Raw genomic sequence first — 13,513 nt, 5'->3', positions numbered from 1 at the left:
AAGTCACAAATGAAGCAGATTTTTAGCACTCCTTCATTTATTCTCTCAGACTATTACCCATACATGATAAAACCTCAAAAATTTCTAAATAAAGTCTTAAATTTTGATAGGGAGTAGGGAGTTCCCCACTCCCTCTTCTCAAGGAGACGTATTCGCTTCAAGCCAATAATCTACGAATGCTTGAATTGTTTTTTGCAAATTTTGAAAATTCATTGGCTTAATCAAATAGCCATTTGCACCCTTCTGGTAGCACAATTCAATATCCGTAGGATTAGAAGACGTAGTAAAAACAACGACAGGAATTTCCCGCAAACTGCTATCCTGCTTTAGCCGTTCTAAAAGATCGCGACCGTCAATACCTGGTAAATTAAGATCTAGCAGGATAACAGAAGGTCGTGGCGCTATACCAGGATCTTGATAATCCCCTTCTTGATAGAGAAAGTCTAAAACCTCGTCTCCATTTGTACAGCGATAAATTGGATTTTGAACAGCAAAACGCCGCATCAGGCGTTGCAACATCTTAAAGTCCTCGTTGCTGTCCTCAACAACAAGTAGAGGTTCATTAAGTTTTGTTACCGGCATTAGTTTTTTTCAAAATTTGTAATAAAATAATTGGTTTTTATCAAATATTAACCGATCCGAAAGTCAAATAGAACGTTGAGCCAACACCTAAAGTAGACTCAACCCAGATTTGACCACAGTGACGCTCAACAATTTTCTTGGCAATAGCCAGACCCGCACCTGTTCCCCCACCATATTTTTCTTGCGAGTGGAGACGCTTGAAGAGACGAAAGATAGTTTGATAATGGTGTTCTGGAATGCCTATGCCATTATCTCGGATGAAGAAGATTGGGGAGTGGGCTTCTTCCAAAAAACCAATCTCAACCTGTTTTTCGGCTTTATTGTTGTACTTGAAAGCATTGATGATTAAGTTACTAAAAACTTCACCGACAAGAACCGGATCGCATTCAATTGTGGGTAAATCTCTATTTATGAGAATCTCAAGGTTAGCGTGGGGATAGCTTGCGTAAAAGACAGCGATCGCTCCTTCAAGCAATTCGTTGAGATTCGTCGGTTGTCGCTGAAGTTCTGCTTGACCTAACACCGAGAGGCGTAACAAAGCATTAATCAGAGTTTCCATCCTCTGGGATAAAAAGACCACTGTTTGTAAGTAATCAATTCCATCCTCATCAAGTACGTGAGCGTAATCTTCCAGTAAAACATTTGAGTAGTTATAAATACCCCGCAGAGGTTCTTTTAAATCGTGGGATGCAGCATAGGCAAAAGATGCAAGCTCTCGATTACTTTGCTCCAACTCATGGTTGATTTTGGCTAACTCATCTGCTTTGGAAATAACGATCCCCACTATCGCATTTCTTAAAGCAAGAGCGCTATCAAGTTCGCACGATTTCCAAGGTAAGGAAGTCAATCGAACTGTTTCCTGCCATTTTTCAAAAGATTTTCGAGGCGAAAGGGTCACGCCCCCATTGGCATCAACCTTTACTGATACATTTGGATTACCCGCCCAAGTCACTGTTTGAATCACCTCTGGACGAAACCAAAGGATGTAATAGCGCCGCACTTTGGAAATCCGTAAGAGCAGCAAACCACTAGCAGTATCCTTGAAGGTAAGAGCCTCTGGACAAAGCTGTGGTAAAGAATTGGTGGAAAACAAATTGTCGCTAATTTGAGAATCTGCCCATTCAATGAGGGTGCGAACGTCCTCAAGACTTGGAGTTGTTCCCACAAGAGTGATGTCATTATCCAGACAAACTGCAGAGCCTTTTGCATCAACTAAATCTAGCAAGCGAGGTTTGGGGGAAATAAGTGCTTCTCTAAAATTATCTGCTTGGGAGATGGATTCTATAAATTCAGTTTGTAATGATTTAAGCTTTACCTCATAGTCAAATTCTGACTGACTCACTTTGTGGACTAACTCTGATGATACAATTTGTCCTAAAAACTCACAAATCTTCCTGACTTCCCAAGTCAAAAATTTGACACTTTGGTGATGGCAGGAAATCAACCCCCAAAGTGTTTGTTCCCGAATCAGCGGTACAACCAGCATGGCTGCTACACCCATATTTTGATGGTATTCAATACAACAAGGATGTACGCTTCTCAGTAAAGCGCAGCTTAAATCTAATGGCTGTTGCGTTTGGGGATTGTAGACTGGGATGAGACCAACAGGTTGAGCCTGAAAATTGGGAATAAATCGGAGCAAACAGCGCGTGTATAATGCCCTTGCTTCGTTGGGAATATCTGTTGCGGGATAATGCAGCCCAAGGAGTGGTGGTAAATCCTCTCGTTTATCTTCAGCAATGACGATCCCCGCTCCCAATGAGTCAAATTGATAGACCATCACTCGGTCAAACTCTGTAATTTTTCGGACTTCCGATGCTACTAATTGCACAAAATCTCTGAGGTTTGATGTTTTTTGCATTTTGGCGATCGCCCCACTTGTTAAAGCATGGAAGCTGAAAAAACTCATTTGCGTGAGAGAGTCAATGGGTTCTAGCTCAAGAATCCATATCTGTTCCGTAAAGTTAAAAATGCCGTCAAAGTACTTTTCTCCTGCATCGGTGAAAATTGACAGTTTGAAGGAATTAATCGTACCTTCTTGTTGTTGCAAGAATGTTTGGATACCTTCAAGTTGTGTTGCGTTGAGTAAAGTGCTGAGGGGTTGACCGAGTAAATCTTCTGGCTTTTTACCTAAGTGTTTTTGGGTATTATTGCTAACTTGCAAAATTTCTAGCTGAGGACTCAATGCCAGCAAAACACCATGAGGTTGAATTGAGCCAGGGATATGAAGTTGTTCGTAGTTCGTCATCTCATTCGCAAGTCAGAGGCAAACCCAACCAATTACTTAATTCATAAGCTAACCATTCAATTTCAGGTTCGGAGTGAATCAGACCTTTTCTGCCACCAAGCTGATACTCATGCACTCCTGCCCAAATTGTCAGTTTTGGTGGAATCTCTATTCTATTACCTTGAAAGTCGTTGGTATAGGTTTTTGGAGTATAAACGACCTTGGTAATATCCCTTGTTGCTGCAGGAGGGATGCGATTGTATTTAAATCCCAATAATTCCCACGTAAAGCAGATGGCAAATCGGTTTAACTTGAGTCGGCTGCGCCTAAATAAAGGAAATAAAATAGAAGACATCATCTGCAAACCAGCACCCCAGAAAGGAAGTGAGAACAACACAGAAGGGATATTGATGGGGAAAGGAAGAAAGAGGGCAGTAATTGTCCAAAAAAGAATAAATGAATTCCAGGCGATCGCAAACAAAGCCATGAAAATCATTGATGGCTGAAAACCAGTTGGGGGAACGAGAATTTCTAAACTATTCTCATCTTTGTTTAAGTTAATTTTGCTATTTGCTGGTTGAGAAATTTGACAAATCAGTTCGCTTTTATTTAACTTTATCTGACCTGTTTTTGTTGCTTGTTGTTGTGTTTTGCTGACCCAATTATTGCCATCCCAATACCAATGCTCTTTAATCCACTCTATAAAGGATATTTCTGTTGGCTGTGACTGTTGTAAAAGCTGTGGGTGTTCTAAAGCGAACCGTGCTTCTGGTGCGGAACTCAAACGTTTGTCTAAACTTGGTTGAATCATCCACGCCAACCATTTTGTTAAACTTGGACTGAGGGTTGCTGCTTGTTCAAATTGAATTCGCAAGTCTTTTTGAGGTAAATCTGCTGGATGAGACCCTGTGACTAAGTAAATTAAGGTAGCACCTAAACTGTAGAGGTCAGAAGCAGGAACCGTGCGTCCGCCAAACTGTTCTGGAGGCATATAGCCGTAAGTACCTACAACAGTTCTTGTTCCCTCTTCTCCTACTGCTGCTGTTTGCACTGAGCCAAAATCAACTACATATAACTGTCCTACATTATTTCCCGAACGATTTGTCAACAAAATGTTACTAGGCTTAATATCGCGATGAATAGTAGGAGGCTTGCGATCGTGTAGATAAATAAGAATGTCTAGTAGAGCTTTTGCTATTTGTTTAACTTCGTTTTCCGTAAAAGTACGACCAGCTTTGATGTACTTCTCTAAAGATTGTGCCGGAATATAGGTTTGGACGAGAGCAAACCCTTTGATGGTAGATAAATCCACCTCAAAATAATCTAGATAGCAAGGAATCAAGGGATGTGATAAGGTTTTTAGGGTTTCAGCTTCCCGCTCAAACAGCTTGAGATCGTCCCATTCAAAGTCACTGTTAAAAGACAGCAGTTTGACGACTACCAACTCTCCTGTCAGTAGATCGCGAGCCAAAAGCGTTCGCCGCCCAGCTTTTTTACCCATCAGCTGCTGTACTTCGTATCGATCGCCCAATACCTGACCGTTCATTAGGATGACTTAATAGTTTTAACTGGAAATCTTTTGTATTAATTTTATAAGGATATCCTTACTATAGCTGTACTTTGACTTGAGAGATGCCCTCCCAACTTTGGCCTTACATCACTCCTGGTATTCCAGACGAATTGTTTGAGCGTTTGCCGGGAATTCCTTTAAGCAAGCGAGAAATTCGGCTGCTGTTACTTTCCCAACTGCGACTCAAACCCGATACAGTTTTATGGGATATTGGTGCGGGAACAGGTACTATTCCAGTAGAAGCAGGTTTGCTCTCTCCTAACGGGCAAATTATTGCTGTAGAACGAGATGAAGATGTAGCCAATCTGATTCGATACAACTGCGATCGCTTTGAAGTTAAGAATGTCAAAGTTATTGAAGGCAATGCTCCGGAGTGCTTGCACGATATCAATGTTGCTCCTGACCGCGTATGTATTGAGGGGGGTCGTCCCATCCAAGAAATCATGCAAACAGCATGGCAATATTTGCTACCATTAGGTCGAGTTGTTGCCACAGCTGCCAATTTAGAAAGCCTGTTTTCTATTTCTCAAAGCCTTTCTCAATTGCAAGCGAGAAATGTCGAAGTTGTTCAATCGGCTGTCACCCGATTGGAAACAAAAGGTTCTTCACAGACTTTTACTGCTGTCAACCCCATTTTTATCCTCAGTGGTGAGAAACTAGATTAGAACTCTTCGATTTTGGATTTTAGATGCGTGGATTTTAGATTCAATCCAAAATCCAAAATCCAAAATCCAAAATTAAAAATACTTTTATGCCTTGGTCTCGTATTATTAGCGGAATTATTGCAATAGCCCTGGCGATGAGCGCCACTATTTTAGGTGGATGGTACTTCACCATCTTGTTTGCTATTATCATTTTTTTAGGTCAACGAGAATATTTCGATCTGGTGCTAGCCAAAGGTATGGCTCCTGCTGCCAAAACGACTATCGTTGTCAGTCAAATCTTATTAGTCATTTGTACTCTAGATGGTAATTTAGCAGACGCGGTAATGCCCGTAGCTGGAACTTTTATATGTTTTTACTTGCTATTTCAGCCCAAAATGGCAACAATTGCGGATATTGCGGCTTCGATTTTAGGATTATTTTATACTGGTTATTTACCGAGTTACTGGGTGCGTTTGCGAGCGCTTGACAATACAGGCATTGCCCATCTACCTATAAGTGATTACTTATCTAAATTATTAGATATTGTGCATCAAGGAGATTTAAGCTTACTTCCGCAAGGTTTGACAGCAACATTACTCACTTTTTTGTGTATTTGGGCGTCTGACATTGGTGCTTATGTTGTAGGTAAATTTTTTGGAAAAACTCCTTTATCTGACATCAGCCCCAGAAAAACTGTTGAAGGTGCAGTGTTTGGTGTGTTTGCTAGCGTTGTCATTGCCCTTATAGGGTCTTACTACCTGAAGTGGACGAAATTTCCTTTTACAGGTGTAGCCATAGGTTTGTTAATTGGAATTGCGGGTCTATTAGGGGATCTGACTGAATCTATGCTGAAGCGCGATGCTGGAGTTAAAGATTCTGGGCAGTTGATCCCCGGTCATGGAGGTATTTTAGATCGTACCGATAGTTATATTTTTACGGCTCCTTTAGTGTATTATTTCGTAACACTTCTGTTGCCATTACTCAATCTGGGGATTGGGAAGTAGATCCCCGACTTCTCAAAGAAGTCGGGGATCTAGCAGACCTATCTCCAATCTCTCGAAGGATATATAATTAAAAATAATAAATTACCTTCTTTAATTTTGAATTTCTAATTATTATGGATTGACGTTAATTCGTCCGCGACACACTAGCTTACCTGGGATCGCAGTTAATTCTTGGATGTCAACATCCGATCCCAGATCGAAATATAGTTCAGGAACGATCCCCTCAAGTGAGTATGCTGTATTACTTTGAACTTGAATGTGTTTCAACTGCAACTCGTGGGAACTTAGTAATTCCAAACCCATACTCATATCTAAGTGAGTGGGTTGATTTTCTTCCTTTAAGGTAGCAGAAAGCACCAGCTTACTGTTATCCAGGTTAATTTTTTGCCAAATCACTGACTTGGATTTTCCCTTGTGTTCTGGTAATAGTTGAACCAGAGCATCATTTAAAGCACTCAATAATAGAGTAGACGAAAGAGAAGCATTCAAGTCTTCTTCTGTCTGGATCAGCTCGCCTACCACTGGTACTGTGTCTAACAGTTTCAGAGGTTGTCCCTTGAGTACTGAACCAATGTTGACGCGAATATTTTCTGCGACTATCTGAATTTTTGTAAGATGGAGACCTTGGTAAACAGCATGACGGGCAAAAATAGATACAAAAGGGATGCGTCCGGAAAGGAGTTGGCGATCGCTGGCTTTAATTTCTACTTCAAGTTGAGCAACTTGGCTCACTTGTGCTTTCAACCAAAGCTTGAGCGCGGTTGAAAGCACGTTAGTAACTATGCGGATATGAATTGGATTTCGAGTTTGTAAACTGTCTTGTTGCATCTAACCGTTTTACTTATGGATATTTTGACGAAAAAAACCAGCGTTGAAACAAGTCTTAACTTTAACACCTATGGCAGGTCACCACAAAATGCAAATATATTATTTATTTATAGGAACTAGATGAACCATACGTAATTTCCACATGGAGTCACGGTTACAAAAGATTCTGGCTCAATGGGGTATAGCCTCCCGCCGTGAAGCTGAAGAGATGATCGAGCAGTCACGAGTGCGGATCAACGGTGAGTTAGCACATTTGGGTCAAAAAGCCGATCCAGAAAAGGATATTATCACTGTTGATGGTGAGCTAGTGTCTGTGTTAGAACGTCCAGCATTGGTGTATCTGTTGTTGCACAAACCACTTGGTGTGGTTTCTACTTGCGACGACCCCCAGAGAAGACGGACAGTGCTAGATTTACTACCCAAAGAATTAAGATCCGGTAAAGGTATTCATCCGGTTGGTCGCCTAGATACCGACACAACAGGAGCATTAATACTCACAAACGATGGAGACTTAACATTTGGGCTAACTCACCCACGCCACAATGTTCCTAAAACTTACCGTGTTTTAGTGGAAGGACATCCTCCGCAAGAAGTGTTAAAAATGTGGCATCGGGGTGTGCTGTTAGAAGGAAGAAAAACACGACCAGCACAAGTCAAAGTGATAGAAAATCTTGCATACTCTACCTGGTTAGAAATTGTGTTAAAGGAGGGGAGAAACCGTCAGATTCGCCGCGTAGCCCAACAGTTGGGACACCCGGTTATCCGACTGCATCGCACAGCCATAGGTTCGATTCAATTGCAAGCACCAGGACTTGGTTTACTTGGTGTGGGTGAGTATCGTTACCTAGAAGATGTTGAAATCCGCTTTTTAAAAAAAGCAGTAGCACAAGTAAAAGATTTGAGTGACGATCGCCGTCAATCAAAGTTTTAGGAAGATACCTATTTAATGATTCAGTGGGGTAAGGAGTGTAACAGGATTATGAAGTGGTTAAAAAGAAAAAATAAACGAGAATCAACACCTTCACCAGACCAGCAACGAGCCGAAGTCTTAGCAGAAATGGGTGCTCAGCTTTGGACGCGGCGCTTGGAAAAGGGTTTATCCCTAGAGGAAATGGTTATTGTCACAAAGATTTCCCGAAGATTACTGCAGGCGATCGAAGAAGGTAACTTATCAGAACTGCCAGAGCCAGTATATACCCAAGGTTTAATCCGGCAATATGCCGATGCCCTTGGTTTTCATGGAGTGCAATTCTCCAGCAGTTACCCAATTGGTACCAATCGAGTCAATTTCAAGCCCATTTGGAAAACAACATCAGATCAATTACGTCCCGTTCATCTCTACGTACTCTACATATTTGTCATTTTTGGTTCCATCAGTGGCTTGTCGCAATTTTTAAATACAGCGACTTTGCAAGCAAGTAGCAGCCCAAATAACCAAAAGGTACAAAAAGCCCGTGTTTTGGAATCACATCTGACACAAAATAAAAATGTACAACTTCAAACATTTAGCCAGTCTTATAATGAAGGTCAGCAGGTACAAATTGGTGTAACTTTGAAAGAGAAATCTTGGATCAAAGTCGTCGCTGATGGCAAAATTCAGTACGAGGGTGAGCTACCAGAGGGAACTCACCGCATTTGGAAAGCCCAAGAACAACTCACCGTCAAAGCCGGAAATGCTGGTGGCGTACTTGTGAGCGTTAACAAAGAGGAAGCCAAGCAATTGGGAGAACCAGGAACAGCTAAGGAAGTCACCATCGCTGCTGTGAATCCTTCTTAGAATTGGGAGTGGGGAGTGGGGAATGGGGAATGGGGATTTTGGATTTTGGATTGGGGATTAATTATTCCTTATTGTCTCCCTTGCTCCCTGCTCCCTGCTCCCTACTCCCTACTCCCTACTCCCTCCTCAAGATTTCCCTTGAGGGCTGCGTCCGGACAGCCGAGTGAGAGTTTGCAAGCGCTGACTCACTTCTTTAGTTAAACTACCTGAGGTACAACGCCAGTCCCAGTTTCCTTCAGCTTTACTTGGGAAATTCATCCGCGCTTCACCACCCAATCCCAAGACATCCTGTAATGGAATAATGGCTTGATTTGCCACAGAATTCATAGCGAGTCGAATGAAATCCCAGTGAATACCTTCAGGGCTGAGACAACCTAAATAGTTCAACACGTACTGCTTTTCGTACTCTGTCGCTTGATTGAACCAGCTAATGGTTGTGTCATTGTCATGAGTTCCAGTGTAGACAATGAAATTGCGCGAGTAGTTGAATGGTAAAAATGGATTGCCTGCATCACTACCAAAGGCAAACTGCAAAATCTTCATTCCAGGGAATTCATATTTGTCTCGCAACGCTTCCACTTCTGGTGTAATTAACCCCAAATCTTCTGCCATAATGGGGAGCTTACCCAACCTCAGTTTAATCGCTTCAAACAACTCTTCTCCAGGTGCTTTGAGCCACTCTCCATTGATGGCAGTTTCTTCCCCTTGGGGTACAGCCCAGTAAGCTTCAAACCCTCGGAAGTGGTCAATACGAATCACATCGACATAGTCAAGCAGCGCCTGAAAGCGTCCAACCCACCAATTATAGTCTTGTTTTTTCAGTTCCTCCCAGTTATAGACTGGATTACCCCATAACTGTCCGGTTTCGCTGAAATAATCGGGTGGAACTCCTGCCATCAGCGCCGCTTCTCCTGTCTCTTCATCCAGGCAAAAAATATCGGGATGAGACCAGACATCAGCACTATCGTGAGCTACATAAATGGGAATATCGCCAATAATTTGAACCCCGCTCATGTTGGCGTAGGTTTTTAATTCAGACCATTGGCGGAAAAATTCATACTGGGTGAATTTGTGGAAAAAAATTTCTCCAGTAAGTTCTCGTCCAGCCCGATCTAATGCGGATGGTACGCGTTTGGCAAGTTCTGGCTCCCACTTATGCCAGCTTACACCCCCATTAGCACCTTTGAGTGCCATAAATAGGGCATAATCATCCAACCAGTAAGCTTTGCTGTCACAAAAACCAGCAAATTCTGTTTGCTGCAAGGGAGTTGCTCTGTTTTTAAAATTTTCACAGGCTTTCCTTAACAGCTCGAGCTTAATTGGTATGACTTTTTCGTAGTCTACCTTAGATCGCTCAAATCCTGGTAGATGAGCAAAGTCTTCTTCAACGAGTAAGCCCTGTTCTACCATTTTTTCTAAGCTAACGAGGAAGGGGTTACCAGCTAATGCTGAGTAACAAGCATAGGGAGAATTACCGTAACCAGTCGGTCCTAGAGGCAAAACTTGCCAAAATTGCTGACAACTGTCTCTAAGAAAATCAATGAATTGATAGGCTTCTAAGCCTAAATCCCCAATGCCAAATCGACCGGGAAACGAGGTAGGGTGTAATAGAATACCACTTGATCTGGGAAAAGGCATACTTAACCTGTTGTTAACAAGAAAGCGATCGCATCGAATTTACCACGGAACAGTTAACAGTGTTAGTTGTTAGTGGTTAGTTGTTAGTTGTTAGTTGTTAGTTGTTAGTTGTTAGTTGATACCATTAACCACTAACCATTCACGATGACAGGCGAGACGCCTGTCCTACACCACTAACCACTAACCATTAACCATGAATTACCGAAATCCTGTTCCAACAGTTGATATCATCATTGAATTGGTAGACCGTCCTCATCGACCAATAGTGTTAATTGAGCGACATAATCCACCTTTTGGCTGGGCTATCCCCGGTGGTTTTGTAGATTACGGCGAATCTGTTGAGGTGGCGGCGCAACGCGAAGCTTTGGAAGAGACTGGTTTGCAGGTGGAGTTGCTCGAACAATTTCAGGTGTATTCTGACCCCAGTCGCGATCCGCGCAAGCACACTCTTAGTGTTGTGTTTTTGGCGACGGCGACTGGTGAACCGCAGGCGGGGGATGATGCTAAGGGTATAGGCATTTTTGAGTCTTGGCGAGTACCTGAAAACTTATGTTTTGACCACGATAAGATTTTGCGCGATTATTGGCACTTTCGGCATTATGGAATACGTCCCCGGTTAGGTTAGGGATTAAAGGTGCGATAATGCCAGATGGAAAAATTTGTCCAAAATCCACTCATCCAAAATCCACTCATCCAAAATCTCTATGGCTCGTCAAGTAATTCGTACCGATAAAGCACCCGCACCAGTAGGACCATACAATCAAGCAATTATTGCCTCTGGTCAAATGATTTTTGTTGCTGGGCAAATTCCCATCGATCCCCAACTTGGTGATGTTCTTTACACCAATAATATAGCAAAGCAAACTGAGCAGGTTATGGCTAATATTGATGCTATTCTCACAGCCGCAGGTGCTACTTTTGAAAATGTGGTGAAAACAACTGTATTTTTGTCCGATCTGAATAATTTTGCTGCTATGAATGCAGTTTATGCCAAATATTTCTCGGAAGACTCAGCTCCAGCCCGTGCTTGTGTTGAAGTGTCGCGTTTGCCTAAAGATGTTTTGGTAGAGATTGAGTGTATTGCTGTAATTTAGGGCTGATTTGCCAGATACCCGACTTCTTTCAAGAAGTCGGGTATCTTAACCAAAATTTTTATTAAAAAAGATTATGACTCATAATACATAAAAAAAATATTTAGTCAAGCTACTCATATAACCAATTCTTTAAGAAAGCGGCTCGAGATTATCTATTGACTTTTGTGGCAAAAAGCTTGAATCTTAATAATAGTCTTTCTTAATAAGAACCTTATTGAGATAGAATTTCAAAATTAATAAGAAAGTTTTTTGATGGAGAGCAGCAAATGAGTGTGAGGCAAAAGGGTCTGCTAGGAGCGAGTGCAGCATTCCTAGCTCTAACTAGTCTAGTCGCAGGTAGCTTTGGGAGTTTGCAAGCGGTTGCTAACTCAAAGCCCGAACGCAAGCAAGCAACTCTACTCGCTCAGACAGCACAACAGTCTTTAAAAATTATTTTTCCAAGTAGATCGGATTCTACAGACTTGCAAACTAAAGCGAATGCTGTAGCAGCGTTTCTATCCAAAGAAGTAGGAATGCCTGTTGAAGCTCTAGTTGGTGATGATACCGCAGCAGTAGAAGCGATGAGAGGAGATAAGGCAGATGTCGCTTTTTTAAGCAGCCGTCCTGCTTTGAAAGCCGAGCAATTGGCAAATGCTCGCTTGTATTTGGCTGAAGTACGCCCAACTTATTCGGGAAAATACACTTATAATTCAGTGTTTGTTGTTCCTAAAGATAGCTCTCTGAAAACTTTGACTTCAGGTAAAGCTACCTTGGAACAGCTGCGCGGTAAAAAAATGGCTTTTACCTCGCCCACTTCTGGTTCAGGGTTTATTTTCCCTGTGGGTGAGATGGTTAAGCAAAAACTAGTACCGAATCGCGATCGCCTCGACAGCTTCTTCGGTCAGGTAAGTTATGGTGGCAATTACAGCAAAGCCCTGCAAGCCGTTTTACGCGGTCAAGCCGATGTAGCGGCAGTATCAGAATATGCTATGAATGCCCCGTATATTACTGAAGCCGAAAAAAATCAACTACGAGTTCTTTACAAAATTCCCGGTGTTCCAGCACACGGCGTAGCTATTGATGATGATGTTCCTACAGCTACAAGAGAAAAAATCATCACTGCTATGCTCAAGCTGAACGAGCCACAAAACAACCAGATGCTACGCAACCTCTATAACTCCACAGAATTAGTAAAAATCAATCACGACGCTCACTTAAAACCAATTCGTGAAGCCCTAAAGAATGCGGGAGTTGAACCATAATCTCAGAATAGGGAGTAGGGAGTAGGGAGTAGGGAGTAGGGATTTTAGTTATGAAAAAGTATTAGTAATTACCACTCCCCACTCACCACTCCCCAATTAGCTTATGATCCAATCAGTAATTCGTTGTCAAAACGTAGAAACAGCTTATTCCACGACGTTGAACCGTCCCATTTTAAACCAGGTTAATTTTGAAATTAATCGCGGTGAATTTGTTGTGCTGTTAGGGCTTAATGGTGCGGGGAAGTCTACTTTGTTGCGATCGCTAGTTGGGTTAGTTCCAATTTCACGGGGAACAATTCACGTCGATGGTGTGCCATTAAATTCTCGCACGCTGCCGACTATTCGGCGTAACGTGGGAATGTTGTTTCAGGGTGGGGGATTAATTCGCCAGTTATCAGCGATTGAAAATGTACTGTGCGGACGTCTTGGCGTGAGGACAACTTGGCAAACACTGTTTGGGTTTCCTAAAAGCGATCGTCGTCAAGCTTTAGAACTGCTAGAACAGTTAGGTTTGAGAGAACAGGCTTATCAAAAAACTGGTAATTTAAGCGGTGGACAGCAACAAAGAGTAGCAATTGCTAGGTCTTTAATTCAATCGCCAGAGATTCTCCTAGCAGATGAACCTATCACGGGCTTGGATATTATGGCGTCCAAACAAGTGATGGAAACTCTAGCTCAACTCCACTCCGAGCAGGGAATGACAATTGTCACAGTTTTGCACGATTTGGGAGTCGCAGCAGAGTACGCACAACGAGCGATTATTTTGGATGCTGGACGTGTGGTTTATGACGGGTGCTGCGATAACAGCTTACGAGCTACATTTGCTCAAGGAAATATCAGGAACTAGGGACTGGTAACTGGGGACTGAGTTTTCAATTCTCATCCCCAATCTCCAATCCCCAGTACCC

Annotated in this window: 13 protein-coding genes; 8 read left to right on the top strand and 5 right to left on the bottom strand. The window is 42.3% G+C overall.

Going from position 1 to position 13,513, the window contains the following annotated elements:
* Window positions 1-138: 138 nt before the first annotated feature.
* The 3 genes from WA1_RS03335 to WA1_RS03325 are packed head-to-tail and all read right to left on the bottom strand — an operon-like array spanning window position 139 to window position 4,355.
* Window positions 139-582 (bottom strand): response regulator, encoded by a 444-nt coding sequence (locus WA1_RS03335; protein WP_017741506.1) that lies wholly within the window; start codon window positions 580-582, stop codon window positions 139-141.
* A 40-nt stretch (window positions 583-622) separates the two neighbouring features.
* Window positions 623-2,830 carry an ATP-binding protein gene (locus WA1_RS03330; protein ID WP_017741505.1) on the bottom strand — a complete coding sequence of 736 codons (2,208 nt, stop codon included), beginning with the start codon at window positions 2,828-2,830 and terminating at the stop codon, window positions 623-625.
* A gap of 1 nt (window position 2,831) precedes the next feature.
* Complete coding sequence (locus tag WA1_RS03325) at window positions 2,832-4,355, bottom strand: serine/threonine protein kinase (RefSeq protein ID WP_017741504.1); 1,524 nt, start codon at window positions 4,353-4,355, stop codon at window positions 2,832-2,834.
* A gap of 86 nt (window positions 4,356-4,441) precedes the next feature.
* Between WA1_RS03325 and cbiT the strand changes: the two genes are divergently transcribed.
* Window positions 4,442-5,044, top strand: a complete 603-nt coding sequence (cbiT, locus tag WA1_RS03320) for a precorrin-6Y C5,15-methyltransferase subunit CbiT (protein WP_017741503.1) — start codon at window positions 4,442-4,444, stop codon at window positions 5,042-5,044.
* Between the two features lie 86 nt (window positions 5,045-5,130).
* Window positions 5,131-6,027, top strand: a complete 897-nt coding sequence (locus WA1_RS03315; RefSeq protein ID WP_017741502.1) for a phosphatidate cytidylyltransferase — start codon at window positions 5,131-5,133, stop codon at window positions 6,025-6,027.
* 111 nt (window positions 6,028-6,138) lie between these two features.
* Here the strand turns inward: WA1_RS03315 and WA1_RS03310 are convergent, their stop codons facing one another.
* Window positions 6,139-6,855, bottom strand: a complete 717-nt coding sequence (locus WA1_RS03310) for an LmeA family phospholipid-binding protein (protein ID WP_017741501.1) — start codon at window positions 6,853-6,855, stop codon at window positions 6,139-6,141.
* A 142-nt stretch (window positions 6,856-6,997) separates the two neighbouring features.
* On the opposite strand from WA1_RS03310, the gene WA1_RS03305 reads away from it, so the two are divergent.
* Complete coding sequence (locus WA1_RS03305) at window positions 6,998-7,786, top strand: pseudouridine synthase (RefSeq protein ID WP_017741500.1); 789 nt, start codon at window positions 6,998-7,000, stop codon at window positions 7,784-7,786.
* A gap of 48 nt (window positions 7,787-7,834) precedes the next feature.
* A complete protein-coding gene (locus WA1_RS03300; RefSeq protein ID WP_017741499.1) occupies window positions 7,835-8,632 on the top strand; it encodes a helix-turn-helix domain-containing protein in 798 nt (265 codons plus the stop codon).
* Window positions 8,633-8,758: 126 nt separating this feature from the next.
* Here WA1_RS03300 and malQ read toward each other — a convergent pair whose 3' ends face one another.
* Window positions 8,759-10,270, bottom strand: coding sequence for a 4-alpha-glucanotransferase (gene malQ, locus WA1_RS03295; protein WP_017741498.1), 1,512 nt, complete (start codon window positions 10,268-10,270; stop codon window positions 8,759-8,761).
* A gap of 193 nt (window positions 10,271-10,463) precedes the next feature.
* On the opposite strand from malQ, the gene WA1_RS03290 reads away from it, so the two are divergent.
* From WA1_RS03290 to WA1_RS03275, 4 genes are all read left to right on the top strand, one after another.
* Complete coding sequence (locus tag WA1_RS03290; RefSeq protein ID WP_017741497.1) at window positions 10,464-10,895, top strand: NUDIX domain-containing protein; 432 nt, start codon at window positions 10,464-10,466, stop codon at window positions 10,893-10,895.
* A gap of 79 nt (window positions 10,896-10,974) precedes the next feature.
* Window positions 10,975-11,364, top strand: a complete 390-nt coding sequence (locus WA1_RS03285) for a RidA family protein (protein ID WP_017741496.1) — start codon at window positions 10,975-10,977, stop codon at window positions 11,362-11,364.
* Window positions 11,365-11,630: 266 nt separating this feature from the next.
* Window positions 11,631-12,605, top strand: a complete 975-nt coding sequence (locus WA1_RS03280) for a phosphate/phosphite/phosphonate ABC transporter substrate-binding protein (protein ID WP_017741495.1) — start codon at window positions 11,631-11,633, stop codon at window positions 12,603-12,605.
* A gap of 103 nt (window positions 12,606-12,708) precedes the next feature.
* The gene (locus tag WA1_RS03275) at window positions 12,709-13,452 is read left to right on the top strand and encodes a phosphonate ABC transporter ATP-binding protein (RefSeq protein ID WP_017741494.1); all 744 of its coding nucleotides are present in this window, start codon (window positions 12,709-12,711) and stop codon (window positions 13,450-13,452) included.
* Window positions 13,453-13,513: the final 61 nt, after the last annotated feature.

The sequence above is a fragment of the Scytonema hofmannii PCC 7110 genome, from assembly GCF_000346485.2.
GTDB lineage: Bacteria > Cyanobacteriota > Cyanobacteriia > Cyanobacteriales > Nostocaceae > Scytonema > Scytonema hofmannii.
Note: the sequence above shows the minus strand (reverse complement) of the source record. Positions and strands in the feature narration are given on the sequence as shown.

Coding starts and splice junctions, on each gene's coding strand:
- WA1_RS03290 (WP_017741497.1), top strand. CDS start 10,464: ATGAATTACCGAAATCCTGTTCCAACAGTTGATATCATCATTGAATTG.
- WA1_RS03285 (WP_017741496.1), top strand. CDS start 10,975: ATGGCTCGTCAAGTAATTCGTACCGATAAAGCACCCGCACCAGTAGGA.
- malQ (WP_017741498.1), bottom strand. CDS start 10,270: ATGCCTTTTCCCAGATCAAGTGGTATTCTATTACACCCTACCTCGTTT.
- WA1_RS03325 (WP_017741504.1), bottom strand. CDS start 4,355: ATGAACGGTCAGGTATTGGGCGATCGATACGAAGTACAGCAGCTGATG.
- WA1_RS03275 (WP_017741494.1), top strand. CDS start 12,709: ATGATCCAATCAGTAATTCGTTGTCAAAACGTAGAAACAGCTTATTCC.
- WA1_RS03335 (WP_017741506.1), bottom strand. CDS start 582: ATGCCGGTAACAAAACTTAATGAACCTCTACTTGTTGTTGAGGACAGC.
- WA1_RS03280 (WP_017741495.1), top strand. CDS start 11,631: ATGAGTGTGAGGCAAAAGGGTCTGCTAGGAGCGAGTGCAGCATTCCTA.
- WA1_RS03300 (WP_017741499.1), top strand. CDS start 7,835: ATGAAGTGGTTAAAAAGAAAAAATAAACGAGAATCAACACCTTCACCA.
- WA1_RS03315 (WP_017741502.1), top strand. CDS start 5,131: ATGCCTTGGTCTCGTATTATTAGCGGAATTATTGCAATAGCCCTGGCG.
- cbiT (WP_017741503.1), top strand. CDS start 4,442: ATGCCCTCCCAACTTTGGCCTTACATCACTCCTGGTATTCCAGACGAA.
- WA1_RS03310 (WP_017741501.1), bottom strand. CDS start 6,855: ATGCAACAAGACAGTTTACAAACTCGAAATCCAATTCATATCCGCATA.
- WA1_RS03305 (WP_017741500.1), top strand. CDS start 6,998: ATGGAGTCACGGTTACAAAAGATTCTGGCTCAATGGGGTATAGCCTCC.
- WA1_RS03330 (WP_017741505.1), bottom strand. CDS start 2,830: ATGACGAACTACGAACAACTTCATATCCCTGGCTCAATTCAACCTCAT.